This window comes from Nonomuraea sp. JJY05 (assembly GCF_043496855.1).
In the GTDB taxonomy this organism is placed as follows: domain Bacteria; phylum Actinomycetota; class Actinomycetes; order Streptosporangiales; family Streptosporangiaceae; genus Nonomuraea.
In genome coordinates, this window is sequence record NZ_JBIEIS010000009.1 from 105,610 (window position 1) to 131,749 (window position 26,140).

The following is a 26,140-nucleotide window of genomic DNA, read 5'->3' on the forward strand; positions in this document are numbered from 1 at the left end:
ATCGGGAGGAACCCGCCATGCGTATTGGAGTGCTGACCGGGGGCGGCGACTGCCCCGGCCTCAACGCCGTGATCAGGGCAGTGGTGCGTAAGGGGGTGAGCGTCTACGGTCACGAGTTCGTCGGATTCCGTGACGGCTGGCGCGGCCCACTTGAAGGCGACACCATGCCGCTCGACATCCAGGCCGTGCGGGGCATCCTGCCGCGCGGCGGAACGATACTGGGCTCTTCCCGCACCAACCCCATCAAGATCGAGGGCGGGGTCGACCGGATCAAGGAGAACCTCGCCGCCACCGGCGTCGACGCCTTGATCGCCATCGGCGGCGAAGACACCTTGGGCGTCGCCAAGCAGCTGTACGACCGCCACGTCAACGTGGTGGGCGTGCCCAAGACCATCGACAACGACCTGTCGGGCACCGACTACACCTTCGGCTTCGACACCGCCGTCAACATCGCGACCGAGGCCATCGACCGCCTCCACACCACCGCCGAGTCCCACCACCGGGCGCTCATCTGCGAGGTCATGGGCCGCCACGCGGGCTGGATCGCGCTGCACGCCGGCATGGCGGGCGGCGCGAACGTCATCCTCATCCCGGAGCGGCCGTTCGACATCGACCGGGTCTGCGAATACGTGGAGTCCCGCTTCCGCACCCGCTACTCGCCGATCATCGTGGTCGCCGAGGGCGCCCACCCGATCGAGGGCCAGATGGAGCTGCAGACGGGCGAGCTCGACGCGTTCGGGCACGTACGGCTGGGCGGCATCGGCGAGATGCTGGCCAAGGAGATCGAGAAGCGCACCGGCAAGGAGGCCCGCACCACGGTGCTCGGCCACATCCAGCGCGGCGGCACCCCGACGGCCTACGACCGGGTGCTGGCCACCAGGTTCGGGCTGCAGGCCATCGACGCCGCCCACGAGGGTGACTACGGCAAGATGGTCGCCCTGCGCGGCACCGAGATCGTCCGCGTCGGGCTCGACGAGGCCACGGCCGAGCTGAAGACCGTGCCCGTCTCGCGCTACTCCGAGGCGGAGGTCTTCTTCGGCTGAGTGAAAGCCGCTTGCAAGCGCGCGGCCGTACCTTCTGGACCAGCGGGGTCACCACTCAGAACCCCGCCCGAAGGTACGGCTTGCGCCGCGGCGAGTCGGCGGCCCACCACGCGTCGCAAGCCGTACCCAGGAGATAGCTCAACCGCGGGGCGTGCCGAAGAGATCCACTTCCGGCGCGCCCTCGTCGTTCCCGCGCAGCCGCGCCCGATATTCCGCCTCGCTGCGCAGCTCCTTCTCCGAGGGGGAGAGGATGACGGCGAGCAGCAGCCCTACGGTGATCACACTGATGCCGACGATCAGCGGCAGCAGCAGGTCGACGGCCTTGACGCCGGGCACGGGCACCAAGTCGGAGTGCACGGCCACCGACAACGAGTACATCCCCGTGTAGTGCATGCCCGTGACCGCCACGCCCATGACCAGCGCCGCACCGCCGATCTTGAGGGCGCCGCTGACCCGCACCGTGAACCACAGCGCCACCGTCGCCGCGGCCACCGCGATCAGGACGGACAGGAAGACGACCACCGGGTTGTAGGAGGCGTGGGCCGACATGTTCATCGCGTACATGCCGAGGTAGTGCATGCTGGCCACGCCGCAGCCGGTCAGGACGCCGCCGCCGAGCAGGTAGGTCAGCCGCTCGCCGCCGTAGGAGACCAGGAACAGGCCCATCCCCACGACGACGACCGCGATGAGCGCGGACAGGGCGGTGAGCGGCGCGTCGTAGCGGATCACCGAGCCGGTCACGGAGAAGCCGAGCATGGCGATGAAGTGCATCGTCCAGATGCCGGTGCCGCCGATCGCGAAAGCGGCCCCCACCAGCCATAACTTACCCTCGCGCCCGCCTGCGAGGCGGGCTCTCGAGGTCAGCAGCAGGCCCAGCATGGAGCCCACGCTGGACATGACGTACGCGAGCACGGGCGTTAAGAGCCCAAAGGAAAAATGATCGACCGGCGACATGACCCCCACCCCAACCCTTACGCACCGATAAGGGAGTATGAACAGGGAGTCGCCGCGTGCGCAACTATCTTCTGCGGCCCTGCATGGCCTGCCGGCGCTGCTGCGGCATCTGCACCACCGGCGCGGGGTAGGTGAGCTGCTGCTCCTGGGTGGTACGCCGGCGCAACTCCAGCTTGGCGACCAGCTCGGCGTCCTCGTGCAGCTCCTCCTCCGAGGGCGAGAGGATCACCATGAGGAGCATGGTCAGCGTGATCAGGCTGATCACGGTCATGAGGGGCACGAGGAAGTCGAGCGCGTCGGCGCCCGCGACCAGGCCAGGCTCGGCGTCGACCGTGACGTGCATCGCGTACATGCCGGTGTAGTGCATGCCCGAGACGGCCACGCCCATGACCAGGGCGGCGAGAGTGATCCAGATGGGCTTCTTGACCCGCAGCGTGAACCACAGCGCCACCGTCGCGGCCACGACGGCGATGGCCACGGAGACGGCCACGGTGATGCGGTCATAGGAGACGTGGGCGGACATGTTCATCGCGTACATGCCCAGGTAGTGCATGGAGGCCACGCCCAGGCCGGTGAGCAGGCCGCCGCCGAGGAGCGCCAGGACTCGGCCGCCACCGTACGAGACCAGCAGCAGGCCGGTGCCCACCACCACGATGGCCACCAGCGCGGAGGCGACGGTGAGCCACACGTCGTACTTGATCTGGGTGCCTTCCACTTCGAAGCCCATCATGGCGATGAAGTGCATGACCCAAATGCCGGTGCCGCCGATCGAGATGGACGCGCCCAGCAGCCAGCGCACCCGGGAACCGCCGCGGGAGGCGTGCGCCTGAGCGGTGAGCCGTAGTCCGAGCATCGAGCCGATGCAGGACATCACGTAGGCGAGCAGGGGGGTCAGCAGGCCGTAGGTGAAATGATTCACAGCGGAGGTCATCTATCGGTTCCTTGGTAATTAGGGGTTCCCGGATTGTGCCATACCGGCATGTCCCATTCGCATAGATATCTGCACTATCTGTCAACCTCTCTGTCGGAACATGAGAAGGGCTCATGGCTATCGAAGGCCCTTTCTGGCGCGCGATCGCGGTCTTCCGGGTGGCGTCGCTGGTGTACGCGGCCGTGCTGATGGCCCAGCACCGCGGCTACGAGCAGCCCGTGCTCGGCTGGCTGGTGATCGGGGTGATGGCGCTGTGGACGGCGGGGGCGACGCTCGCCTACTCGGCCGAGTCGGCGCGCCGCTGGCCGCTGCTGGCGATCGACCTGCTGGTCACCCTGGCCTGCCTGCTCGCCTCTCCGTATGTCGAGGGCGCAGGTCAAGGCGCGGAGGGCACCATGCCCGTGCCCGCGACGTGGATCGCCGGTCCCGTGCTGGCCTGGGCCGTGCACGGGGGCAGGCGGCTGGGCGCGGTGGCGGCGGCCGTCGTCGCGGCCGGCGACCTGTGGCTGCGCGTCCGCACCGGCCAGGCGCCCATCCTGGTCAACGGCGCGGTCCTGCTCTTCCTGGCGGGCGTCGTGGTCGGCCACGTGGCGCGGCTGGCCAGGCAGGCCGAGGAGCGCATGCAGCGGGCCATCGAGATGGAGGCCGCCCAGCGCGAGCGCGACCGGCTCGCCCGCGACATCCACGACTCCGTGCTCCAGGTTCTGGCCCTGGTCCAGCGGCGCGGCCGGCAGATCGGCGGTGAGGCGGCGGAGCTGGGGCGGCTGGCCGGCGAACAGGAGGCCGTGCTGCGCCAGCTCGTCGCCCCGGCCTCCGCCCCCGTTCCCGTGGGGTCCGCCGACCTGCGCGCCCTCCTGCTGCCGCACGCCTCGCCGCGGGTGACGGTCTCGACGCCCGCCACGCCGATGATCCTGCCCGCGCCGGTGGCCGCCGAGACGGCCGCCGCCGTCCGCGCGGCGCTGGACAACGTACGGGACCACTGCGGGACCGGCGCCCGAGCCTGGATCTTCGCCGAGTCGTCGGACGGGGCGATCACGGTGACGGTGCGGGACGAGGGCCCGGGCATCGCCGAGGGCCGCCTGGCCGAGGCCGCAGCGGCCGGCCGCCTGGGGGTCGCCCAGTCCATCCGCGGCCGGATCGCCGACCTCGGCGGCACGGTCGCCTTCGCCAGTCGCACGGGGGAGGGCACGGAGGTCGAGATCACCGTGCCTGCCTCGGGGGCGTCGCCGTCGCGGGGCGGGACCGGAGCACACGGTTAGAGTTGCGGCATGGTGCGGGTGATGGTGGTGGACGACCATCCGATGTGGCGCGACGGCGTCGCCAGGGATCTCGCCGAGGCCGGCTACGAGGTCGTGGCCACCGTGGGGGAGGGGCGGCAGGCGGTGCGGGCGGCCGGGGCGGCCCGGCCCGACGTCGTGGTGCTCGATCTGCGGTTACCGGATATGTCGGGTGCGGAGGTGGCCGCCAGGCTGGCCGCGGTGGAGCCGCCGCCCAGGGTGCTGGTGTTGTCGGCCAGCGCCGAACAGGACGACGTGCTGGAGGCGGTCAAGGCAGGCGCGTCCGGATATTTGGTGAAATCGGCAAGCCGGGAGGAGTTCCTCGACGCGGTACGCCGCACCGCCGACGGCGACGCCGTGTTCACCCCGGGCCTGGCCGGGCTCGTGCTCGGCGAATACCGGCGGCTGGCCGCGCAGCCGGCGCCCGCCGAGGGGCCGCGCCTGACCGAACGCGAGACCGAGGTGCTCAGGCTGGTGGCCAAGGGCCTGTCCTACCGGCAGATCGCCGGGCGGCTCGTGCTCTCCCACCGCACGGTGCAGAACCACGTCCAGAACGCCCTGCGCAAGCTCCAGCTGCACAGCCGGGTGGAGCTGGTGCGATATGCGATCGAGCACGGGCTGGACGCGGACTAAACTCGATGGCGCGCGGCGTTGCCTTCGACGCGTGCCCTTCCCCGTCTTCCCGGAGGTTCCACCATGACGATGTCCGCCCTGGGCGAGCCGTGTGTTCTGCTCAAGCTGGGCGAGATCGTCCTGAAAGGCAAGAACCGCGAGCTGTTCGAACGCCGCCTGATCAGCAACATCCGTGACGCGCTCCGGTCGCTCGACCTCAAGCTCGACGTGCGCAAGCGGCATGGCGTGATCGCGATCTTCCTGCCCCAGGGCGCCACCGCCGAGCAGGCGGAGGCCGTGGCCCAGCGGGTCGCCGACGTTCCCGGGCTGGTCTGGATCCACCGGGCCTGGCGGGTCGCCAAGGACCCCGACGCCGTGCTGAAGGCCGGTCTCGAGCTGGTCGGCGAGAGCGAGGAGGCCAAGCGGGGCGCCCGCTTCGCCGTCCGCTCCCGCCGCCGCGACAAGCGCTTCCCGCTGCGCTCCAACGAGCTCGACCGCCTCGTGGGGGGCGCGATCAACGACGAGTACGGCCTGCCGGTCGACCTGAAGAACCCCGAGCTGACGGTGTCCATCGAGGTCGACAGGGACGAGGTGTTCGTCTTCACCGGCGGCATCCCCGGCCAGGGCGGCCTGCCGGTCGGCAGCAGCGGCCGGGCCCTGGTGCTCATGTCGGGCGGCATCGACTCGCCGGTGGCGGCCTACCGGATGATGCGGCGCGGCCTGCACGTCGACTTCCTGCACTTCTCCGGCATCCCGTTCACCACCTCCGAGTCGATCTACAAGGCGTACGCGCTGGTCAAGAAGCTCGACCGGTTCCAGGGCAGGTCACGGCTGTGGGTGGTGCCGTTCGGCAAGGCGCAGCAGTCGATCCGCACCTCCGGCCAGGACCGCCTGGCCGTCATCGCGCAGCGGCGGCTCATGCTCAAGACGGCCGAGGAGGTCGCCCACCGCATCCACGCCGCCGCGCTGGTCACCGGCGACGCGCTCGGCCAGGTCTCCTCCCAGACGCTGGCCAACATCACCGCCCAGGACAACGCGGTGGAGCTGCCGATCCTGCGGCCGCTGGTGGGCTGGGACAAGACCGAGATCATGGCCGAGGCGCGGCGCATCGGCACGCTGGAGATCTCCGAGCTGCCCGACGAGGACTGCTGCACGCTGCTGGCGCCCAAGCGGGCCGAGACCCGGGCCAAGATCGAGGACCTGAAGCAGATAGAGAAGCGGCTCGACGCCGAGGAGCTGTGCGTGCAGCTCGCCGACTCGATCCAGGAGTACACGCTCGACTAGCCCCCCGGCGGCGGGGACGGGGGTCAGGTGCCGACCTTGAACGGGTCGTGCTCGGTCAGCAGCTTGTCCAGCCGCGCCTGGTCGACGCGCTTGCTGACCTCCGACTGCTCCTGCCGGTCCCGTACGACCTTGCACAGCGTGATCGTCGAGGTGACGACGTACAGCAGGCCGAGCCCGAGGAACGCCCTGACCCACCCCTCGACGGGCAGGTAGACCAGGGCGATCACCACGGAGGACAGCGAGACGGCGAACGACAGGATCGCCTGGACGTAGTACGCGGTGGTCTGCGTGGGTTGGATGGGCTTCGTCATGCGGCCATCGTCGCGCCGCGCGACGGCTCGCCGCATGGGGTCCCGTACTCAAGTTACTTCTGAGTACGGCCGGCCGCTCGGCTCGTGGCGGCGGCCGGCCGTACGTACGCGCGGGATCGCTCGTGGCAGGGATACGGCATCGGATCAGCAGGTCAGACGGCGACCGCGACCGCGGCGGACTTGCCGAGCAGCGCCGGGAAGTCGTTCATGACCTGGGCCAGCTCGCCCAGGTCGGAGTCGACCAGGGCCTGCGGGCCGTCGCAGAGCGCCTGCTCGGGCTGCGGGTGCACGTCGATGATCACGCCGTCCGCGCCCACCGCGATGGCCGCGCGGGTCAGCGGCAGCACCAGGTCGCGCCGCCCGCCCGAGTGGGACGGGTCGATGATCACCGGCAGGTGCGACAGGCGCTGCGCCACGTGCACGGCCGAGACGTCGAGCGTGTTGCGGGTCGCCGTCTCGAACGTCCTGATGCCCCGCTCGCACAGGACGATGTCCAGGTTGCCGCGCTGGGCGATGTACTCGGCGGCCATGAGCCATTCTTCGATCGTGGCGCTCATGCCGCGCTTGAGCATCACCGGCCTGCCCGCCGCGCCGACCGCCTGCAGCAGCTCGAAGTTCTGCATGTTGCGGGTGCCGACCTGCAGCATGTCGGCGTACGAGGCCACCAGCCCGACGTCCTGGGCGTTCACGACCTCGGTCACGATCGGCAGCCCGGTCTCCTCGCGCACGTCGGCCAGGATGCGCAGGCCCTGCTCGCCCAGCCCCTGGAAGGCGTACGGCGACGTGCGCGGCTTGAAGGCCCCGCCGCGCAGCAGCACCGCCCCGGCCGCCTGCGCCATCCTGGCCGCGTCCAGCGTCTGCTGGTGCGTCTCCACCGCGCACGGCCCCGCGATCAACGTCACGGTGTCGGGGCCGATCGGCACGCCCCCCACGTGGACCGTGGAGCGTTCCGGGTGGTTCTCCCTGCTGACCAGCTTGTACGGGGTGGACACGCGCATGACGTCGCGCACCCCGCCCATGCCGCGCAACGTGGCCGGGTCGAGCTGCGCCACGTCGCCGACCAGGCCGACGATCGTCCGTTTCACGCCCTTGCTGACGAAAGCCTCGACCCCGGCCGCCTGGACGACCGACACGATCGCCGAGAGATCATCCGCGGTGGCCTCGGGGCCCATCACGATCACCATCTGTACTTCTCCTTCGTCCGAAAATCTCGTCCGAAACCTTTGTCCGGAAACGCAGAAGGCCCCGGGTCCTGTCGGACCCGGGGCCTTCGTTCGCCTGTCTGCTAGCGCAGCGTCAGATGGCGAACGGACTCGGGTCCGTCGCCATACCAAAACAGGGACGCGTTGCGCATAGGCCGTAAGGATAGCGCACCCAACCCGCTCGCGAAGCACCATCCATCCGATGGCAGGATGGCCCCACACGGCGAGTCAGGTGAGGGGAGTGATCGTGGAGGAGTCGCGCCTGCCTCCAGGCCAGTACGTGCCGCGCGGCCGACCCGTGATCCACTACGGCAGGGTGCCCCGGTTCAAACCGGAGAGCTGGGACTTCCGCGTCTTCGGCGCCACCGCGTCCGGGGCGGAGCACCATTTCTCCTGGGAGGAGTTCGAGCGGCTGCCGCGCGCCACCCGGATCGCGGACTTCCACTGCGTGACCAAGTTCTCGCTCATGGCCAACGAGTGGTCCGGCGTCACCCCGGCCACGATCATGGCGGCCGCCCCGCCGGCTCCCGGCGTGCGCCACGTGATGATCTGGGCCGAGTACGGCTACAGCGCCAACCTGCGCATGGCCGACTTCGCGGCCCAGGACACGCTGTTCGCCATGGAGCTCGACGAGAAGCCGCTCAGCCCCGACCGCGGCTTCCCGCTGCGGATCGTCGTGCCCCACCTGTACGCGTGGAAGAGCGTCAAGTGGGTGCGCGGCATCGAATACCTCGTCGAAGATCGACGGGGCTTCTGGGAGGAACGCGGCTACCACAACGTCGCCGACCCCTGGCGCGAGCAGCGCTACTCCTACCAGGAAGAACCCGGCGAGGGTCCTCCATAGACTTCACTGCGGGTTTTCCCCCGGACACGCTCTGTATTGGCTACGGTTTTCCCCGTGCTGACCACCGCGTGCGTGGCGCTGTCCTCCTCCTTGGCCTCCCTGGCCTTCGTCGCCGGCTACGGGCTCGCCCGTGCCCGGTGGCGCCTTCTGGCGCTGCCGGAGTGCCGTAGATCGGACGAGGCGACGTTCACCACGCTGCACATCGCCGCGATGGCCGCCCCCGCCCTGCGGACCGGGCTCAACCGCGACTCGGCCCGCAGGGCCGTACGGCATCTGCGCACGCTGCTCGGCACCCAGGCCGTCGCGATCACCTCCACCGAGGCCGCGCTGGCTTGGGAGGGGCCGTGCACCGACGACGTGCTCACCTACGCCCGCGCCGCCCTGGCCGCCGGGCGGGCCCAGGTGTTCGCGGGCGAGCCGCACGGCGCGGTCGTGGTGCCGCTGACGGTGGACGGCACGGTCGTGGGCACGCTGGCGGCCTTCGACGACGAGGTGAGCGCCGCCCTCGTGCGCACCGTCACGGAGGTCGCCCGCTGGGTGTCGGGCCAGCTCGAACTCGCCGACCTGGACGCCTCGCGGCGGCGCGCGCTGGAGGCGGAGATGCGCGCGCTGCGGGCGCAGATCTCGCCCCACTTCGTCTACAACGCGCTCACGACGATCGCCTCGTTCGTCCGCACGAACCCCAAGCGCGCTCGCGAGCTCCTGCTCGACTTCGCCGACTTCTCCCGTTACGCGCTGCGCAGGGCGCACGATTTCACGACGCTGGCCGACGAGCTGACCTGCGTCGACCGCTATCTCCTGCTCGAACGCGCCCGCTTCGGCGACAAGCTGCGCTTCAGCATGCAGGTGGCGCCCGAGGTGCTGCCCGTGCCCGTGCCGTTCCTGTGCCTGCAGCCGCTCGTCGAGAACGCCATCAAGCACGGCATGCGCGGCCGCGGCGGCAGCGGCGAGGTGCGGGTCGTGGTGCGCGACGCGGGCCCGGAGGCGCACATCACGGTCGAGGACGACGGCGCGGGCATGGACCCGGAGTGCGCGCGGCGGATGCTCGACGAGGACCCGGCCCGCGAGGGCAGCGGCATCGGGCTGGCCAACGTGGACCTGCGGATGCGCCAGATCTACGGCGACGGCTACGGGCTCGTCGTGGAGACGGCGCTGGGCGCGGGCACCAAGGTGAGGCTGCGGGTGCCCAAGAGCCAGCTTAGCTCATTGTAGTCATTTCATTACGCTATGCTGGCGTGTCGCTTGTGACCTTTGCTTTCATACGGCAGCGTGGAGGACATGCTGAGAGTCCTGGCCGTCGACGACGAGGTCCCCGCTCTGGAGGAGCTCGCCTATCTGCTGCGCCAGGACGAACGGATCGAACACGTCGCGACCGCCGCCGACGGCGTCACGGCGCTGCAGGACATGGTCCAGATGATCGGCGGGGGCGAGCGGCTCGACGGGGTGTTCCTCGACATCCGCATGCCCGGGCTCGACGGGCTCGACCTGGCCCGGCTGGTCGGCGGGTTCCCCAGCCCGCCCCGGCTGGTGTTCGTGACGGCGCACGAGGAGTGCGCGGTGCAGGCGTTCGAGCTGGAGGCCGTCGACTACCTGCTCAAGCCGGTCAGGGCCGAGCGCCTGGCCGAGGCCGTGCGGCGGCTGGAGGCCACCTCCCTGCCCGTGCCCGAGCCCGGCCAGGACGAGGTGATCCCGGTCGAGCTCGGCGGGCGCACCCGGTTCGTGCCGCAGCAGGCCGTCTGGTTCGCCGAGGCCAAGGGCGACTACGTGCGGCTGCACACCGTCGACGGCAGCTACCTCGTGCGCATGTCGCTGGCCGCGCTGGAGCGGCGCTGGTCGGGCGCCGGGTTCATCCGCATCCACCGCAGCACGCTGGTCTCCGGGCGGCACGTCAGCGAGCTGCGCTTCGAGGGCGGGCGGATGACGCTCACCGTCGGCACCGAGACGCTGCAGGTCAGCAGGCGGCACAGCCGCCAGGTGCGCGACCAGCTCGTACGCCACCACAGGGACGTGATCTCGTGACGGCGGAGCGGCGGGTGATCGTGTCCCGCAGGCCGGTCGCGCTCGGGCGCTCCCGCGACCGGTTCGACCCGGACGACGGCGGGCCCGACGTGCCGGCGATCGTGGGGCGGCAGTTACGGCAGGCGCTGCTGACCGTGGGCGCCGTGGCCGCGCTGCTGGCGGGCGTCCCGGTGATCGCCGTGTGGATGCCCGCTCCCTGGGCCTGGTTCGCGCTCTCGCTGGCCGTGCAGGGGGTCTGGGTCGTGCTGGCAGTGCTGCAGCTCAGGCGCGCGGAGCGGCTGGAAAGGTGAGCGGGCTGGGGCTGCGGCGGGTGGAGCGGCTGGGGAGATGAGCGGGCTGGGGTTGCGGCGGGTGGAGCGGCTGGGGAGATGAGCGGGCGGGCGGAGAGATGACCGTCGCGGTGCTGACCGGGATCGCCTTCGTGCTGGTGCTGGGCGTCATGGTGGGCTCCGCGCGACCGCGCCGCTCCAGCGGCGTCTGCGACTTCTACGTGGCCGCCAGGGCCGTTCCGCCCTGGTGGAACGGCGCCGCCATCGCCTCCGAGGCCACCTCGGCCGCGGCCTGCCTGGGCCTGGCCGGGCTCATCGCCACCCGGGGCGGGCCGATGCTGTGGTACCCGCTGGGGGCCACGGCCGGGTTCGTCGTCATCCTCGCCCTGGTCGTCGCGCCCTTGCGGCGCTCGGGGACGTACACGCTGCCCGACTTCGCCGAGTGGCGGCTGAGATCGGCCAGGCTGCGGCGCTTCGCCACGTTCCTCGTCCTGACGATCGGGCTGGCCTTCATGGTCGCGCAGCTCCACGCGGCGGGGACGGTGGTGCGGCTGCTGACCGGGCTCCCGCCGTGGCTCGGGTGGGCGGCCATTGCCTCGGCGGCGCTGGTCGTGGCCTGGGCGGGCGGGCTGGGGAGCGTGACGAGCGTGCTGGCCGCGCAGTTCTGGCTGAAGCTGATCGTGTTCGCCGGGGTGGGGGCGGTGTGCTGGTGGGCGGCCGGCGCGCGGTCCGTCACCTGGTTCGAGGGGGCCTACCGGGCCGCCGAGCCGGGGCTGGCGGGGGTGGGCGACCCGTCGCTGCCCGGCGTGCTGACCGTGCTGGTGGCCTGCGCGCTGGGCACGATGGGGCTGCCGCACGTGATCGTCCGGGTCTACACCAACAGCGACGGGCGCGAGGCCAGGCGGTCGATCGTGGCGACGCAGGCCATGCTGGCGGTGTTCTGTCTCGTGCCGCCGCTGTACGGGCTCCTGGGCCACGGGCACGTGCACAGGGGCCCCCCGGACGAGATCGTGTTGCTGCTGCCCGCCAGGCTGCTTCCAGGGCCCGTGGGCGACGTGCTCACCGGGGCGCTGGCCGCCGGGGCGTTCGCCGCCTTCCTGGCCACCACGGCGGGCGTGCTGGTGGCGGTCGGGGGAGCGGTGTCGGCGTGCCTGGCCCGGGTCGGGGTCCGCGCCTTCCGCACGGCCGTGTGCCTGGTGCTGCTGGCCGCGCTCGCGCTGACGGCGGTCACCGGGCCGCAGGCGTCGGTGGCGCTCGTCCTGCTCGGTTTCAGCCTCTCGGCGGCCACGCTCTGCCCGCTGCTGGTGCTCGGGATCTGGTGGCGCCGGCTGACGGACGCGGGGGTGGCGGCCGGATTCGCGCTCGGCGGGGGCGTGACGGCGGTGCTGGTGATCGAGGAGCAGGCGGGCGTGAAGATGGGCGTGCTCACGTCCAACCCCGCGCCGGTGGCGGTGCCGGTCGCCTTTGCCGCGATGGTGATGATTTCCCTGGTCACACCGGGTCGGATGCCGCGCGGCGTGGGGCGGATGATGGCCCGGATGCACCTGCCCGAGGACCTCGCGGGCCCACGGGGCTACCGCTCGTCGCAGCACGGCGACCGCTCATCGTAACAGCACTCTCCGTATATCGATGACTACGGACCGTTCAACGAGCTGTCCGAAAACAGGGTATCGCCCGCAAGATCGCGACCGTAGTGTTTCGGCAACGGAAAGCCACTCCGGCGCATCGGGGGGGACGAGCCGGGGGGCTCACGACAGGCCTGATGCGCCGGCTTCACCGGTGACCGCGCAGGTCACCACGGCTGCCGGGCCCCATCCGGGGGTGGGGCCCGCCACGCCGGTCACGTGAAGGGGCGCCTGCTGAGGCCCTCAGCCGGCCCCGCGATTCGGCCCTTCGGGGGCGGCCGGATCGCGCGAGCAGGCGCCCCTTTCGCGACGAGACGGCCGGGTCAGGAGTCGCGCAGCTTCTTCAGCAGGGCGATGTCCTCGGCGTGCTTGGGCGCCTTGCCCGGAGTCTCGATGCAGATCGGCACCCCCGCCACGGCCGGGTGGCGCATGAGCTCGGCGAACGGCTGCGCGCCGATGTGGCCCGCCCCGATGTTCTCGTGCCGGTCCTTCTTGGCGCCGCACACGTCCTTGGAGTCGTTGGCGTGGATCAGCTTGAGCCGCCCGGGAGCGATCTCGTGCAGGGCGTCGAACGTCTCCTTCACCCCGCCCGGCGCCGCGAGGTCGTGACCGGCGGCGAAGGCGTGGCAGGTGTCGAGGCAGATGCCGGCGCGCGGATGCCAGTCGAGCGCGGCCAGGTAGGGCTCGATGTCCTGGACGGTGGCGCAGAGCATGGCGCCCTGCCCGGCCATCGGCTCCAGCAGCAGGTCGGGCCCGCCGTCGGGGATCTCCTCCAGCAGCGGCAGCAGGTTTTCCCGCACCTGGCGCAGCGCGTCGTCGCGCGACTGCGTGACCGCCGAGCCCGTGTGCACCACGACTCCCTTGGCGCCGAGGTCGGCGCCGCGCCGCAGCGTGTGGCGCACCAGCGCGATGGAGTTGGCCAGGGTCTCCGGGCTGGGCGAGCCGAAGTTGGCGAGATAGGGCACGTGGACGAACGTCTCGACGCCCGACTCGGCCAGCTTGGCGTCCTCGTCGGGCTTGCCCTCGGCGAGCGCCCAGCCGCGCGGGTTGGTCACGAAGACCTGGATCATCTCGGCGCCGATCTCGGCCATGTATGCGAGGCCGCCCGTCGCCAGGCCGCCCGCGACGAGCACGTGCCCGCCGATCAGGGATGTTGGGGTCATGATGGGTCTCAGTGTAGGTGCACGCCCCGACAACCCGGGGGCCGGCGCGGACCGGGCGCGTCGGCCCGCCGGTTGGATGATGACACGAAAAGTTTTGGCCGCGGGGGCGGCCGGTTCGGAGTTCTCGTGGATGGACCGGGCACGAAGCGGGTGTGTGTACTTCTGACATGCCCGACACGCTGAGCGACTTCAACGCCAGGTCCCCGGCCGGCGCCGAGCAGGAGCTGCTGGCCTGCTGCTCCTCGCGCGCCTTCGCCGCGAAGGTGGCGGCACTGCGGCCGTACGACGATCTCGACGAGCTCGCCGCCACCGCCGAGGCGGCCGTCCGGGACCTGGGGTGGGACGACGTGCTGGAGGCGCTCCGGGCGCACCCGAGGATCGGGGAGCGGGCGGCGGGCCAGGGCAAAGAGGCGTCGTGGTCGCGCCAGGAGCAGTCAGGGGTGGAGGACGAGGTGCGTACGGCGCTCGCGGCGGGCAACAAGGCGTACGAGGACCGGTTCGGGCACGTCTACCTGATCTGCGCCACCGGGCTCACCGGGACCCAGATGCTGGCCAGGCTGCGCGAGCGGCTGGGCAACGACGAGGAGAGCGAGCGGGCGGCCGTGCGGGGCGAGCTGGCCGCGATCACCGCGCTGCGGCTGCGCAAGCTCATGAAGGAGGGGACATGAGCTTCTCGACGCACGTGCTGAACGCGGTCACCGGGCTGCCCGCGCAGGGCGTCCACGTCCGCCTGGAGCACGAGGGCCGGGTGGTGGCCGAGGGGCGCACCGACGACGACGGGCGCATCAAGGGCTGGCACCCGGGAGCCGGCGTCCACCGGGTCGTCTTCGACACCGGGGCCTACCTGGAGGAGACGTTCTACCCCGAGGTCGTCGTCACCTTCACCGTCGCCGACCCCGGACGGCACTACCACGTGCCCCTGCTGCTCAGCCCGTACGCCTACTCCACCTACCGAGGGAGCTAGATGTCCATCAGGCTCGGACCCAACCGCTACGGCAAGGCGGAGACCAGGCTCGTCCACGTGGTCAGGGACGGGCCCGTCCACCACGTCAAGGACCTCAACGTCAGCACCTCCCTCTCCGGCGACATGGAGGCCGTCCACCTGACCGGCGACAACGCCGCCGTCCTGCCCACCGACACGCAGAAGAACACCGCGTACGCGCTGGCGAAGAAGCACGGCGTCGGCCAGATCGAGGAGTTCGCCCTCCTGCTGGCCGGGCACTTCGTGCAGTCGCAGCCGACGGTCCACCACGCCAGGGTCGAGATCGACGAGTACGCGTGGACCCGCCGCGGTCCGCACTCGTTCGTGCGCGACGGCGGCGAGGTGCGCACGTGCGTCGTCCACCGCGACCGGGACGGCCGCTCCACGGTGGTGTCCGGGCTCAAGGACCTGGTGCTGATGAACACGACCGGCTCGGAGTTCCACGGCTACATCGTGGACGAGTACACCACGCTGCCGCCCACCACCGACCGCGTCCTTGCCACCGCCGTCGCCGCGCGCTGGCGGCACACGGGGGACACGCCCGCGTACGGCAAGTCGTACGAGCAGGTGCGGCAGTGCCTGCTGGACGCGTTCGCCGACACCCACAGCCTGTCGCTCCAGCAGACCCTCTACGCCATGGGCGAGCGAGCCCTGAGCACCTGTCCCGAGATCTGCGAGATCCGGCTCGCGATGCCGAACAAGCACCACTTCACCGTGGACCTGTCGCCGTTCGGCCTGGACAACGACAACGAGGTCTTCCACGCCGCCGACCGCCCTTACGGCCTGATCGAGGGCAGCGTGCTGCGGGAGGACGCACCCGGCGCCGGATTCGCCTGGGAGTAGGGGACATGGACTTCTTGCGACCCACGACGTGGGAAGAGGCGCTGGCCGCCAAGGCGGACCGGCCCGACGCGGTGCCCATCCAGGGCGGCACCGACGTCATGGTGGAGATCAACATGGACGTGCGCAGGCCCGCGGCGCTGCTCGACCTCAACCAGGTGACCGAGCTGCGGGAGTGGGCCATGGTCGGCGGCACGTGCCGGGTCGGGGCCGCGGTGCCGTACGCGCGGATCATCGACGAGCTGGGCGGGCCGCTGCCGGGGCTCGCCCAGGCCGCGCGCACGGTCGGCTCGCCGCAGATCCGCAACCGCGGATCCGTCGGCGGCAACCTCGGCGCGGCCTCGCCCGCCGGCGACAGCCACCCGCCGCTGCTGGCGGCCGGCGCGGTGGTCGAGGTGGACTCGCGCGAGCGCGGCGTCAGGATGATCCCGGCCGACGAGTTCTACCTGGGGGTCAAGCGCAGCGCGCTGGAGCCCGACGAGCTGATCAGGGCCGTCCACGTCAGGCCCGCGACCGGGCCCCAGTACTTCTCCAAGGTCGGCACGCGCAACGCCATGGTGATCGCGGTGTGCTCGTTCGCGATCGCGCTGCACCCGGACGAGCGGCGGGTCGGCACGGGGATCGGCTCCGCGGCGCCCACGCCGCGCCGGGCGCTGGAGGCGGAGGAGCTGCTGGCCCGCGAACTAGACTGGACGGCGCCGCTCGATCCGGCGCTGACCAGGCGATTCGGTGAGCTGTGCGCGGCGGCCGCGGCGCCGATCGACGACGTACGGGGCAAGGCCGCCTACCGGGTGCACGCCATCGGCGTGATGGCCCGCCGCACGCTGGCCTGGGCCTGGAACGACCATCTGGGAAAGAGGGCCGCCTGATGCGCGTCACCTTCACCGTCAACGGCCGCGAGGAGATCGCCGACGACGTCTGGGAGGGCGAGAGCCTCCTGTACGTGCTGCGCGAGCGCGTCGGGCTCCCCGGCTCCAAGAACGCCTGCGAGCAGGGCGAATGCGGATCCTGCACGGTCTATCTCGACGGCCTGCCGGTCTGCTCCTGCCTGGTCGCCGCCGGGCAGGCCGAGGGGCGCCAGGTGCGCACCGTCGAAGGGCTCGCCGAGGGGGACCGGCTCGATCCGGTCCAGGAGGCGTTCGTGGAGTGCGGGGCCGTGCAGTGCGGGTTCTGCACGCCGGGGCTGGTGGTGCAGGCGCACGACCTGATCGCCCGGGTGGAGCGGCCGTCCGACGCGGAGATCAGGGAGGCGCTGGCCGGGAACCTGTGCCGGTGCACGGGCTACGAGAAGATCATCGAAGCGGTACGGCTGGCCGCGGCGCGGAAGGCGGGCGCCGAGTGAGCCTGCTCATCGAGAACGTCCACATCGCGCCGGTCGCCGGCCCGGAGATCGAAACGGGATATATCAGGATCGAGGGGGACCGGATCGCGGAGCTCGGCCCCGGGCCCGCGCCGGGCGCTGGGCCGGGCGCGACCAGGATCGACGGCACCGGCTGCCTGGCCACCCCCGGCCTGGTCAACACCCACCACCACCTCTACCAGTGGGCCTCGCAGGGCCTGGCGCAGGACGCGACGCTGTTCGAGTGGCTGGTCGCGCTCTACCAGGTATGGGCCGCCATGGACGCCGAAGTGGTCAACGGGGCGGCCACGGCGGGCCTGGGCTGGCTGGCGCTGTCGGGCTGCACCACCTCCAGCGACCACCACTACATCTTCCCCAAGGGCAGGGGCGACCTGTTCGCGGCCGAGATCGAGGCCGCCCGCGAGGTGGGCATCCGCTTCCACCCCGCCCGCGGCTCGATGGACCGGGGCCAGTCGCAGGGCGGGCTGCCGCCGGACGTCGTGGTCGAGGAGCTGGACGAGATCCTGGCCGCCACGTCGGAGGCCGTGGACGCCTACCATGACCCGTCCTTCTCCTCGATGTTGCGGATCGCGGTCGCGCCGTGCTCGCCGTTCTCCTCCAGCGCCGAGCTGATGACCGAGTCCGCCGCCCTGGCCAGGGCCAAGGGCGTGCGCCTGCACACGCACGTCGCCGAGACCTCGGACGAGGACGAGCACTGCCTGGCCCAGTTCGGGCTGCGCCCCGTGGACTACATGGAGAAGCTGGGCTGGCTGGGGCCCGACGTGTGGTTCGCGCACTCCGTGCACCTGAGCGACGACGACATCGGCAAGCTCGCCGCCACCGGCACGGGCTCCGCGCACTGCCCCTCGTCGAACGGCCGGCTCGGCGCCGGCATCGCCCGCGTCTCCGAGATGCTGCGCCGCGGCGCGAACGTGGGCCTCGGCGTGGACGGCAGCGCCTCCTCCGAGCTGACGCCGCTCGTGGGAGAGCTGCGGCAGGCCCTGCTGTTCCAGCGCGCCAGGTTCGGCCCCCAGGCGCTCACGGCCCGCCAGGCCCTCGAGATCGCCACGCTCGGCGGGGCCCGCAACCTCGGCCGCGAGCACGAGCTCGGCTCGCTCGAACCCGGCAAGCTGGCCGACCTCGCCCTGTGGCGGGTCGACGGCCCGTTCACCTCGGCGGTGGCCGACCCGGTCTGCGCGCTCGTCTTCGGCCCTCCGCCACCGCTGGCGCGGGTGCTGGTCGGCGGCCGGGTCGTGGTCGAGGACGGCGAGCTGAGGACCGTCCCTCAGGACGCCGCCGGGCGCGCGGGCGCCGACGCCCACCGCCGGCTGATGCGGCTGGCGCGCGAACGCGGCCTCACCGCGGCCAAGGAGCTCCACCACTGACCGGGAGACTAGGGTGGGAACGTCCCGAACGAGCAGGAAGGTCATCCCGTGCCCGAGGAACTCCCAGAAGAGCGGCTGGCGCAGCTCAAGAGCACTTTCGCGTCGATCGACACCGACGGCGACGGCTACATCAGCGAGGCCGAGCTGAAGCGGCACTTCCCCGGCCTCCCGGCGGAGGCGCTGGGGGCGATGAGCCAGGCCGCCGACTCCGACCAGGACGGCCGCTACTCGCTGGAGGAGTTCATCCGCACGGTCTCCTGACCTTCCGGCCGGTTTCCGGAACGGGCCCCGGACGGTCCGCGCGGCGCGGGGATGTGATGATGAGTCACGCCTTCCTGCCCGCTCGCACCGGGCAGGAAGGCGTGTCAGGACATTGTTCACCATCCTGTAGGGGTTCGTAGTGGTTCAGCAGGTTCTGGTCGCCCCCGACAAGTTCAAGGGGTCGCTGACGGCGGCCGAGGTGGCCGCCCGGGTCTCGGCCGGGCTCGGCGTGCCCACGGTGGAGCTGCCGGTGGCCGACGGGGGCGACGGCACCGTGGACGCGGCCGTGGCCGGCGGGTTCGGCCGGGTCACGATCGAGGTCACCGGGCCCACCGGCGAGCGGATCTCCGCCTCGTACGCCTGGCAGGACACCGACGCGACCGCGGTGGTGGAGCTGGCCGAGGCGTCGGGGCTGCGCCGCCTGCCCGGCGGGCACGAGCCGCTGACCGCCACCAGCCACGGCACGGGCGAGCTGATCGCCGACGCCGTGCGCCGGGGCGCCAAGCGCGTGGTCCTGGGGCTGGGCGGGAGCGCCTGCACCGACGGGGGAGCCGGCATGGCGCAGGCGCTCGGCGCGCGCCTGCTGGACGCCGACGGCGAGGACCTCCCCCGGGGCGGGGCCGCGCTGAAGGAGCTCGCCCGGATCGACCTGTCGGGCTTCGTGGACGTCTCCGGCGTGGAGTTCGTGGTGGCCAGCGACGTGGACAACCCGCTCCTCGGGCCGCACGGCGCCGCCGCCGTCTACGGGCCCCAGAAGGGCGCCTCCCCGCACGACGTCAAGACGCTGGAGGCCGGTCTGACCCGGCTGGCCGCCGTCGCGACCGCGACCCACGGGCTGATGGGGGCGGTCGAGCACGACGACACGCCGCGCGCGATGGGCGTGGCGGGGGCGCCGGGGGCGGGGGCGGCCGGCGGCGTGGGGTTCGCCGCGCTGGCGTTCCTGCACGCCGAGATCCGGCCCGGCATCGGCTACCTGCTCGACCTGCTCGGGTTCGGCGAGCTGGTCAAGGACGCGCGGCTGGTGATCACGGGCGAGGGGTCGCTGGACGAGCAGTCCCTGCGCGGCAAGGCGCCCGTCGGGGTGGCGCGGGCCGCGGCGCAGGCGGGCGTCCCCGTGGTGGCCGTCTGCGGGCGCCGTACGCTCACCGACGACGAGCTGCGGGCCGCCGGCATCGAGGCGGCCTACGCCCTCACCGACCTCGAACCCGACCCCGAACGCTGCATGGCCGAGGCCGGGCCCCTGCTCGAGCGCCTGGCCGCGCGGCTGGCCGCCGTCCATCTCGAAGGGGACTAGATGACCGATCTGGTGATCCGATCCCGCCGTACCGTCACCCCGGAGGGCGAGCGGGCGGCGGCGGTGGCCGTGCGGGGCGGGAAGATCGCCGGCCTGTACGACTACGCCGCCCCGCTCGAGGCCGCCGAGGACATCGACCTGCGCGACCTGGCCCTGCTCCCCGGCCTGGTCGACACCCACGTGCACGTCAACGAGCCGGGGCGGACGCACTGGGAGGGGTTCGGCTCGGCGACCAGGGCGGCCGCCGCCGGAGGTGTCACCACGATCCTCGACATGCCGCTCAACTCCCTCCCGCCCACCGTGAACGTGGCGGCCTTCGAGGCCAAGCTGCGGGCCGCCGAGGGGCAGTGCCACGTGGACGTGGGCTTCTGGGGCGGGGCCGTGCCGGGCAACGTCAAGGACCTCGCGCCCCTGCGCAAGCGCGGGGTCTACGGGTTCAAGTGCTTCATGTCGCCGTCGGGGGTGGAGGAGTTCCCGCCGCTCGGTGACTCCGAGCTGCGGGAGGCGCTGTCCGAGGTGGCCTCGGTCGGCGGCGTGATGGTGGTGCACGCCGAGGACCCGGCGCTGCTCGGGGAGCCGGGCGGGCCGACGTACCGCGAGTTCCTGGAGTCGCGGCCGGGGGAGTCGGAGCGCAGCGCCGTCGCGCGGGTGGTGCGGCTGGCGGCGCAGACCGGCGCCCGGGTGCACATCCTGCACGTCTCCAGCGCCTCCTGCCTGGAGGTGCTGGAGTCGGCCCGGGCCGAGGGCGTGGCGGTCACGGCGGAGACCTGCCCCCACTACCTGACGCTGGCGGCCGAGCAGGTGCCCGAGGGGGCGACCGCGTACAAGTGCTGCCCGCCCATCCGCTCCGAGGCCAACCGCGACCTGCTGTGGGACGGGCTGGCCAGGGGCGTGCTGAGCTGCGTCGTGTCCGACCACTCGCCCTCGCCCGCCGACCTCAAGGTGCCCGACTTCGCCGCCGCCTGGGGCGGCATCGCCTCGCTCCAGCTCGGGCTGCCCGCGGTCTGGACGGAGGCGTCGCGGAGGGGGTACGGGCTGGGGGACGTGGTGCGCTGGATGTCAGCCAATCCGGCGGCAATGGCCGAAATTTCCGGAAAAGGCGGGATAAAGCCGGGTAATGATGCTGATCTGGTGGCATTTGACCCGTCCGCCGACAACCCGGTGGACGCCGCGCGCCTCCACCACAAGAACCCGGTCACCCCGTACCACGGCCGGGTGCTCAAGGGCGCCGTACTGACCACCTGGCTGCGCGGGCGGCCCGTGGACGGCGCGCCGCACGGACGATTCCTGTTGGGAGAGCAGTAGATTTGCCAGGCTTCATCACCCTGCCTGACCTCGCCCTGCGCACGCTCGGCGGCTCCGTCGTGGCGGCCAGCGACGAGTCGTTCGCGGAGAAGGAGAGCCTGATCCGGCCGGGGCGGCCCGGCTTCCAGGCGGAGACGTTCGGGAGCAAGGGGCAGGTCTACGACGGGTGGGAGACCCGCCGCCGCCGCTCGCCCGGCCACGACTGGGCCCTGGTGCGGCTCGGCGTCCCCGGCGTGATCCGCGGCGTGGTGATCGACACGGCGTGGTTCAAGGGCAACTACCCGCCTCACGCCCGCGTCGAGGCGGCCTCGGTCGAGGGCCACCCCTCCCCGGCCGAGCTCGAGGCCGCTCCGTGGACGGAGATCGTCCCCCGGGCCGAGCTCACAGGCGACAGCGAGCACCACTTCGCCGTCACCGACGAGCGCCGGTTCACCCACGTGCGGCTGAACATCTTCCCCGACGGCGGCGTCGCCCGCCTCCGGGTGCACGGGGAGGCCCGGCCCGACCTGTCCGTGTACGACGGGCTCGGCCTCGACCTGGCCGCGCTCGCGAACGGCGCCCTGGTCACCGCCTGCTCCAACGAGTTCTACTCGGCCCCCAACAACGCCATCGCCCCCGGCCTGGCCCGCCACCAGGCGGAGGGCTGGGAGACCGCTCGCCGCCGCGGCGACGGCAACGACTGGCTGGTCATCCGGCTGGCCGGGCGCGGCGTGATCAGGCTGGCCGAGATCGACACCACGAACCTGCTGTTCAACGCGCCGGGCGCGGTCTCACTGACGGGCCTGGACGGCGACCGGGAGGTGGAGCTCCTGCCGAGGACGCGCCTGCAGCCCGACACCCCGCACCGCTTCCGCCTGGCCCACCCGGACCCGGTCACGCACGTACGGGTGGACATCTACCCGGACGGCGGTCTCGCCCGCGTCCGCCTCCACGGCCACCTCGCCACCCCCTGACCACCCCGGCGCGCTGTGATCGCCCGAGGCCGCGGGTCGCAGGGCTCACTGCCAGAGGACGACCGTGCTCCCCTGCGGCCGCTCGCTGTTGGGCAACGGCCGCTGGAACTGGACCACGCCGCGGTTGCCCAGCCGCCGCACCGTCACCCTGAACCCCAGGGCCTCCAACTCGGTCCTGGCGTCCCTGACCTCCTTGCCGATCACCGCCGGCACCAGGGCGAACTGCTGATCGTCGCGGGCCTCGTCGTCCCTGTCGCCGTTGAGCCAGTCCCAGAAGTCCGTCTGGCACCGCGCCACCGTGACCATGACCTGCGCGCCCTTGTCCACCTCGGACTTCGCCTTGGGCGTCTGCGCGATGACCGTGCACGGCTCGGCGTCGTCGTCCACCTCGTTGACCTGCACCTGGAAGCCGAGCCCGCCGAGATATTGGGCGGCCTCGTCCTTGGGCATGCCGTTGACGTCGGGCATCACCATGCCGGCGCTGACGTAGATGTCGACCTTGGCGCCCTCCCGCACCTTCTCGCCGACCTGCGGCGAGGTGCGGATGACCTTGTCGCGCTCGACCTCCTGGTTGGCCAGCCGCTTGACGACGCCGACGGTCAGCCCGGCCTCGGCGATCTTGGCCCGCGCCTGGTCGCCGGTCATGCCCTCGGTGTTGGGCACGGCCACGCGCTTGGGCCCGAGCGAGGGCACCAGCGTGACCGTGGCGCCCTTCTCCACCTCGGTGGTCGCCGCCGGGTCGGTGCGCAGGACCAGGCCCGCGGCCACCTTCTCGTCGTTGCGGCCCTCGGCCTCCTGCACCTTGAGGCCGGCCGCGGCGGCGCTCTGCTTGGCCAGCGCCATGTTCTTGCCGACCAGGTCGGGCACGGAGACCATCTCGGGCTGCGCGAAATACCAGCCCGTCAGCCCGACCGCGACCACCATCACCCCGGCGAGCGCCACCAGGAACCAGTTGGGCCTGAACCCCTGCCGCCGCGGCGGCGGCACCTCCGCCCGCGGCTGGATCAAGGTGTGGGCGGGGGCGGGCTGGGGCATCGAGACGGCGCCGGAGGCGTTGAAGACCTGCGTCTGGGCATGGGAGGCCGGCGGGTTGGTCAGGCGCGGCAGCATCCGGTGCGCGTCGACGGCGGCCACGAGCATCGCGGTCGCGTCGGCGGGGCGCTGGTCCGGCTCGCGGGCCGTCGCCTGGGCCACCAGCGTGTCGATCAGCGGCGGCACCTCGGGGACGACCGACGACGGCGCGGGCACGGTGTCGTGGACGTGCCGGTAGGCCACCGACATGGGCGTCGCGCCGTCGTAGGGCTGCTGGCCGGTGACCAGCTCGAACAGCATGATGCCCGCGGCGTAGACGTCGCTGCGCACGTCGGCGGCGCCGGTGGTGACCTGCTCGGGCGCCATGTAGCCGATGGTGCCGATCATCACGCCGGTGCGGGTCTGGTTGGTGGCCTCGATGGCCCGGGCCAGGCCGAAGTCGACGACCTTGACCCGGCCGTCGTCGGTCATCAGGACGTTTTCCGGCTTGACGTCGCGGTGGACCATCCCGGCCTGGTGGGCCGCGCCGAGGGCGGCGAGCACCGGGATCATGATCTCGAGCGCCTCGCGGGCGGGCAGCCTGCCGCGCTCGCGCAGGATGTCGCGCAGCGTCTTGCCGGGCACGTACTCCATCGACAGGTAGACGACGTCGGCGTCGGTCCCCTGGTCGAAGACGTGCACCACGTTGGGATGGGAGAGGCGGGCAACCGACTTGGCCTCGCCGATGAACCTCCGGACGAACGCCGGGTCCTCGGCCAGCGAAGGGTGCATGACCTTCAGCGCCACCGTCCGGTCCAGGCGGACGTCCAGCGCGAGGTAGACGGTCGCCATACCGCCCCGGGCGATCCGGCTCTCGATGCGGTATCGCCCATCGAGGAGCCGCCCGACCAGGGGGTCCGCAGTCGTCGTATCCACCCCGCTGAGTTTACGGGCGTTTTGCCACTGGGAGGGCCTCGCCGCCCGAAACCGATGCTGAGACGTTCCCGTTGGAACGTCCCAGCTCCCCACGCGTCACTCGGGTCAGGGAGTCATCGGTGAGGAGGCCTCGGCGTAGCGCCTGCGCGGGATGCGGCCCGCCAGCCGCGCCAGCCGTCCGGCCTCCACGGCCTGCTTCATGGCGAGCGCCATGAGATCGGGCCGCTGCGCCCTGGTGACCGCCGTGGCCAGCATGACGGCGGCGCAGCCCAGCTCCATCGCCAGCGCGGCGTCGCTGGCCGTGCCGATGCCCGCGTCGAGCACCACCGGCACGGACACGGCCTCGACGATCAGCTCGATGCTGTGCGGGTTGCGGATGCCGAGGCCCGAGCCGATCGGCCCGCCCAGCGGCATGACGGCCGCGCAGCCCGCCTGCTCCAGCCGCCGCGCCAGCGCGGGGTCGTCCCCGATGTACGGCAGCACCACGAACCCGTCGGCGACCAGCCGCTCGGCCGCGTCGAACGTCTCGATCGGGTCGGGCAGCAGCGTGCGCTCGTCGGCGATGACCTCGACCTTGATCCAGTTCGTGCCGAGGGCCTCCCTCGCCAGCCGCGCCGTCAGCACGGCCTCGCCCGCCGTGAAGCAGCCCGCCGTGTTGGGGAGCACCTTGATGTCCCGCTTGCGCAGCACGTCAAGGACCGAACCGGGGGCGCTGGGGTCGACCCGCCGGATCGCCACCGTGGTCAGCTCGGTGCCGGAGGCGGCCAGCGCCTGGTCGAGCACGTCGAGCGAGGGCGCGCCGCCGGTGCCCATGATGAGCCGGGAGGAGAAGCTCTCCCCGGCGATGATCAGATCATCCACCTTGCACCGCCGTCAGAACCTCCACCCGGTCACGGTCGCTGAGCGCCGTCGTCTCCCACGAGCTCCGCGTGACCACCTCGTCGTTGACGGCCACGGCCACTCCGGTGGTGGCCGTGGTCAATGTGCGTACGGCCTGCGCCACGGTCATGCCGTCGGCCACCTCGTGCGAGGCTCCGTTGATCGTCACAATCATGAAATTTCCCGAAATCTCCCAGGTGAGCACATTGCCGCGAGCTCGCCCTCCTCGCCCAGCAGGATGTCCGCCGTGAGCGGCGACAGGAGCACGCCGCCCCGGTGATGACCGGTGGCCAGCGCCAGCCCCGGGGTGCCGCTCGGCCCGATGAGCGGCAGGTTGTCCGGCGTGCCCGGCCGCAGCCCGGCCACCACGTCGGAGACCTCCAGCTCGGTGACGCCCGGCACCAGCTCCCTGGCGTCGCGCAGCAGCTCGTAGAGCCCGCCCGCGGTCACCCTGGTGTCGAAGCCCATCTCCTCCTGCGTGGCCCCGACCACCAGCTCGCCGTCGCCCCGGGGGACGAGGTAGACCGGAGTGCCGTGCACGGTGCCGCGGACGCACCGGGTGAGCAGCGGCTGCGGGGAACGCAACCGCATGATCTGCCCCTTGACCGGCCGCACCGGCACCTCGGCCAGCCCGGCGCTCCACGCCCCGGCCGCCAGGACCACCCGCTCCGCCCGCAGCTCGGCCCGCCGGTCATCGTCGCCGGACGGCTCCAGGCGAACCCCCGTGACCCGGCCGCCGTCGCGCAGCAGCTCGCCGGCGCGCGCCCGTACGAGCTGGACTCCGCGCCGCTCGAGCGCGGCGAGCAGCGCCGCCGTCACGCGGCGCGGGTCCACCCAGGAATCGCCGGCGGCCAGCAGCCCGCCCCGCACCGAGGGGGCCAGCATGGGCTCCAGGCGGCGGCACTCGCGGCCGGTCAGCCGCCGGACGGGCAGCTCCAGCTTCTCCAGGTAGGCGGCCAGCTCGTCCAGCGCGGCCAGGTCGTCCGCCCCGAACGCCACGTCGAGGGTCCCCTCGGAGCGCAGGTCCAGGGCCTCGGGGCCTGCCAGACCCGCGTCGGCGGCCAGCTCGGCGGCGAAGTCGGGCCAGCGGCGCAGCGACGCCACGCCGAGCCGCAGCAGCGGCACCTCCGTGTAGGTGACCTCGCTGACCGGCGCCAGCATCCCCGCCGCCGCGTGCGAGGCCCCCGAGGCGGGGGCCGGGTCGACCAGGGTGACGGGCCGCCCCTCGCGAGCCAGCCGCCAGGCCACGGAGAGCCCGACGACCCCGCCGCCCACGATCACGTCCATCCGCGCTCCCTTCGCCGGCATGATCCGGATCAGGTGTCTTGCGGTCGAAGGCCCGAAGGCAGCCTTCCTCTCAGCCCGGTCACGGCCGGACTCCCGCGCGTCTTACGCCCCCAGCCTACGGCCTCGCTGCGACG

General features: G+C 72.2%; 28 protein-coding genes and 1 riboswitch. Of the genes, 19 read left to right on the plus strand and 9 right to left on the minus strand.

What is annotated here, in order from left to right; all coding sequences use genetic code 11:
* Positions 1–17 precede the first annotated feature (17 nt).
* Positions 18–1,043, plus strand: a complete 1,026-nt coding sequence (locus tag ACFKCF_RS15595; RefSeq protein WP_185072926.1) for a 6-phosphofructokinase — start codon at positions 18–20, stop codon at positions 1,041–1,043.
* A 138-nt stretch (positions 1,044–1,181) separates the two neighbouring features.
* Here ACFKCF_RS15595 and ACFKCF_RS15600 read toward each other — a convergent pair whose 3' ends face one another.
* Positions 1,182–1,955 carry an MHYT domain-containing protein gene (locus ACFKCF_RS15600; RefSeq protein ID WP_394494124.1) on the minus strand — a complete coding sequence of 258 codons (774 nt, stop codon included), beginning with the start codon at positions 1,953–1,955 and terminating at the stop codon, positions 1,182–1,184.
* Between the two features lie 106 nt (positions 1,956–2,061).
* The gene (locus ACFKCF_RS15605; RefSeq protein WP_394494127.1) at positions 2,062–2,928 is read right to left on the minus strand and encodes an MHYT domain-containing protein; all 867 of its coding nucleotides are present in this window, start codon (positions 2,926–2,928) and stop codon (positions 2,062–2,064) included.
* A 113-nt stretch (positions 2,929–3,041) separates the two neighbouring features.
* Between ACFKCF_RS15605 and macS the strand changes: the two genes are divergently transcribed.
* From macS to thiI, 3 genes are all read left to right on the plus strand, one after another.
* The gene (macS, locus tag ACFKCF_RS15610; RefSeq protein WP_394494128.1) at positions 3,042–4,187 is read left to right on the plus strand and encodes a MacS family sensor histidine kinase; all 1,146 of its coding nucleotides are present in this window, start codon (positions 3,042–3,044) and stop codon (positions 4,185–4,187) included.
* A 9-nt stretch (positions 4,188–4,196) separates the two neighbouring features.
* On the plus strand, positions 4,197–4,838 hold the full coding sequence (locus ACFKCF_RS15615) for a response regulator (protein WP_394494130.1): 642 nt from the start codon (positions 4,197–4,199) through the stop codon (positions 4,836–4,838).
* 63 nt (positions 4,839–4,901) lie between these two features.
* On the plus strand, positions 4,902–6,101 hold the full coding sequence (gene thiI, locus ACFKCF_RS15620; RefSeq protein WP_394494132.1) for a tRNA uracil 4-sulfurtransferase ThiI: 1,200 nt from the start codon (positions 4,902–4,904) through the stop codon (positions 6,099–6,101).
* Positions 6,102–6,124: 23 nt separating this feature from the next.
* Here thiI and ACFKCF_RS15625 read toward each other — a convergent pair whose 3' ends face one another.
* Positions 6,125–6,412 carry a YiaA/YiaB family inner membrane protein gene (locus tag ACFKCF_RS15625; RefSeq protein ID WP_394494133.1) on the minus strand — a complete coding sequence of 96 codons (288 nt, stop codon included), beginning with the start codon at positions 6,410–6,412 and terminating at the stop codon, positions 6,125–6,127.
* Between the two features lie 152 nt (positions 6,413–6,564).
* Positions 6,565–7,596: a 3-deoxy-7-phosphoheptulonate synthase gene (gene aroF / locus ACFKCF_RS15630; protein WP_394494135.1), complete on the minus strand. Its 1,032-nt coding sequence runs from the start codon at positions 7,594–7,596 to the stop codon at positions 6,565–6,567.
* Between the two features lie 220 nt (positions 7,597–7,816).
* Here aroF and ACFKCF_RS15635 point away from each other — a divergent pair, with 220 nt between their 5' ends.
* The 5 genes from ACFKCF_RS15635 to ACFKCF_RS15655 all read left to right on the plus strand — a co-directional run bounded on the left by ACFKCF_RS15635 (position 7,817) and on the right by ACFKCF_RS15655 (position 12,356).
* The gene (locus ACFKCF_RS15635; protein WP_394494136.1) at positions 7,817–8,458 is read left to right on the plus strand and encodes a molybdopterin-dependent oxidoreductase; all 642 of its coding nucleotides are present in this window, start codon (positions 7,817–7,819) and stop codon (positions 8,456–8,458) included.
* A gap of 54 nt (positions 8,459–8,512) precedes the next feature.
* The gene (locus tag ACFKCF_RS15640; RefSeq protein ID WP_394494138.1) at positions 8,513–9,670 is read left to right on the plus strand and encodes a sensor histidine kinase; all 1,158 of its coding nucleotides are present in this window, start codon (positions 8,513–8,515) and stop codon (positions 9,668–9,670) included.
* A gap of 66 nt (positions 9,671–9,736) precedes the next feature.
* Positions 9,737–10,477: a LytR/AlgR family response regulator transcription factor gene (locus ACFKCF_RS15645; RefSeq protein ID WP_394494139.1), complete on the plus strand. Its 741-nt coding sequence runs from the start codon at positions 9,737–9,739 to the stop codon at positions 10,475–10,477.
* Positions 10,474–10,767 carry a hypothetical protein gene (locus tag ACFKCF_RS15650; protein ID WP_394494141.1) on the plus strand — a complete coding sequence of 98 codons (294 nt, stop codon included), beginning with the start codon at positions 10,474–10,476 and terminating at the stop codon, positions 10,765–10,767. Before ACFKCF_RS15645 ends, ACFKCF_RS15650 begins: the two co-directional genes overlap by 4 nt.
* Before the next feature lie 98 nt (positions 10,768–10,865).
* On the plus strand, positions 10,866–12,356 hold the full coding sequence (locus tag ACFKCF_RS15655; protein ID WP_394494142.1) for a cation acetate symporter: 1,491 nt from the start codon (positions 10,866–10,868) through the stop codon (positions 12,354–12,356).
* Positions 12,357–12,694: 338 nt separating this feature from the next.
* Here ACFKCF_RS15655 and ACFKCF_RS15660 read toward each other — a convergent pair whose 3' ends face one another.
* A complete protein-coding gene (locus ACFKCF_RS15660; RefSeq protein WP_394494144.1) occupies positions 12,695–13,534 on the minus strand; it encodes a deoxyribonuclease IV in 840 nt (279 codons plus the stop codon).
* Between the two features lie 167 nt (positions 13,535–13,701).
* Between ACFKCF_RS15660 and uraD the strand changes: the two genes are divergently transcribed.
* The 10 genes from uraD to alc all read left to right on the plus strand — a co-directional run bounded on the left by uraD (position 13,702) and on the right by alc (position 21,893).
* Complete coding sequence (gene uraD, locus ACFKCF_RS15665) at positions 13,702–14,202, plus strand: 2-oxo-4-hydroxy-4-carboxy-5-ureidoimidazoline decarboxylase (RefSeq protein WP_394494145.1); 501 nt, start codon at positions 13,702–13,704, stop codon at positions 14,200–14,202.
* The gene (gene uraH / locus ACFKCF_RS15670; RefSeq protein WP_394494147.1) at positions 14,199–14,498 is read left to right on the plus strand and encodes a hydroxyisourate hydrolase; all 300 of its coding nucleotides are present in this window, start codon (positions 14,199–14,201) and stop codon (positions 14,496–14,498) included. Before uraD ends, uraH begins: the two co-directional genes overlap by 4 nt.
* Entirely contained in the window at positions 14,499–15,359 is an 861-nt protein-coding gene (pucL, locus tag ACFKCF_RS15675) for a factor-independent urate hydroxylase (protein ID WP_394494149.1), read from the plus strand.
* A gap of 5 nt (positions 15,360–15,364) precedes the next feature.
* Positions 15,365–16,225, plus strand: coding sequence for an FAD binding domain-containing protein (locus ACFKCF_RS15680; RefSeq protein WP_394494151.1), 861 nt, complete (start codon positions 15,365–15,367; stop codon positions 16,223–16,225).
* Positions 16,225–16,698, plus strand: coding sequence for a (2Fe-2S)-binding protein (locus ACFKCF_RS15685; RefSeq protein WP_394494152.1), 474 nt, complete (start codon positions 16,225–16,227; stop codon positions 16,696–16,698). Before ACFKCF_RS15680 ends, ACFKCF_RS15685 begins: the two co-directional genes overlap by 1 nt.
* Positions 16,695–18,080 carry an 8-oxoguanine deaminase gene (locus ACFKCF_RS15690; protein WP_394494154.1) on the plus strand — a complete coding sequence of 462 codons (1,386 nt, stop codon included), beginning with the start codon at positions 16,695–16,697 and terminating at the stop codon, positions 18,078–18,080. Before ACFKCF_RS15685 ends, ACFKCF_RS15690 begins: the two co-directional genes overlap by 4 nt.
* 48 nt (positions 18,081–18,128) lie before the next feature.
* On the plus strand, positions 18,129–18,341 hold the full coding sequence (locus ACFKCF_RS15695; protein ID WP_394494155.1) for an EF-hand domain-containing protein: 213 nt from the start codon (positions 18,129–18,131) through the stop codon (positions 18,339–18,341).
* Between the two features lie 139 nt (positions 18,342–18,480).
* Positions 18,481–19,635, plus strand: a complete 1,155-nt coding sequence (locus ACFKCF_RS15700; RefSeq protein ID WP_394494157.1) for a glycerate kinase — start codon at positions 18,481–18,483, stop codon at positions 19,633–19,635.
* Positions 19,636–20,940 carry an allantoinase AllB gene (allB, locus tag ACFKCF_RS15705; protein ID WP_394494159.1) on the plus strand — a complete coding sequence of 435 codons (1,305 nt, stop codon included), beginning with the start codon at positions 19,636–19,638 and terminating at the stop codon, positions 20,938–20,940.
* 2 nt (positions 20,941–20,942) lie between these two features.
* Positions 20,943–21,893: an allantoicase gene (gene alc / locus ACFKCF_RS15710; RefSeq protein ID WP_394494161.1), complete on the plus strand. Its 951-nt coding sequence runs from the start codon at positions 20,943–20,945 to the stop codon at positions 21,891–21,893.
* A 45-nt stretch (positions 21,894–21,938) separates the two neighbouring features.
* Here the strand turns inward: alc and pknB are convergent, their stop codons facing one another.
* The 4 genes from pknB to thiO form a co-directional block, all read right to left on the minus strand.
* Positions 21,939–23,840 (minus strand): Stk1 family PASTA domain-containing Ser/Thr kinase, encoded by a 1,902-nt coding sequence (gene pknB / locus ACFKCF_RS15715; protein WP_394494163.1) that lies wholly within the window; start codon positions 23,838–23,840, stop codon positions 21,939–21,941.
* Positions 23,841–23,945: 105 nt separating this feature from the next.
* The gene (locus ACFKCF_RS15720) at positions 23,946–24,701 is read right to left on the minus strand and encodes a thiazole synthase (RefSeq protein ID WP_394494165.1); all 756 of its coding nucleotides are present in this window, start codon (positions 24,699–24,701) and stop codon (positions 23,946–23,948) included.
* Positions 24,694–24,894 (minus strand): sulfur carrier protein ThiS, encoded by a 201-nt coding sequence (gene thiS, locus ACFKCF_RS15725; RefSeq protein ID WP_394494167.1) that lies wholly within the window; start codon positions 24,892–24,894, stop codon positions 24,694–24,696. Before thiS ends, ACFKCF_RS15720 begins: the two co-directional genes overlap by 8 nt.
* Positions 24,891–26,006 carry a glycine oxidase ThiO gene (thiO, locus tag ACFKCF_RS15730; protein WP_394494168.1) on the minus strand — a complete coding sequence of 372 codons (1,116 nt, stop codon included), beginning with the start codon at positions 26,004–26,006 and terminating at the stop codon, positions 24,891–24,893. The genes thiS and thiO overlap by 4 nt, the downstream gene beginning before the upstream one ends.
* Positions 25,996–26,113: riboswitch (TPP riboswitch) on the minus strand. It overlaps the preceding gene by 11 nt.
* Positions 26,114–26,140: the final 27 nt, after the last annotated feature.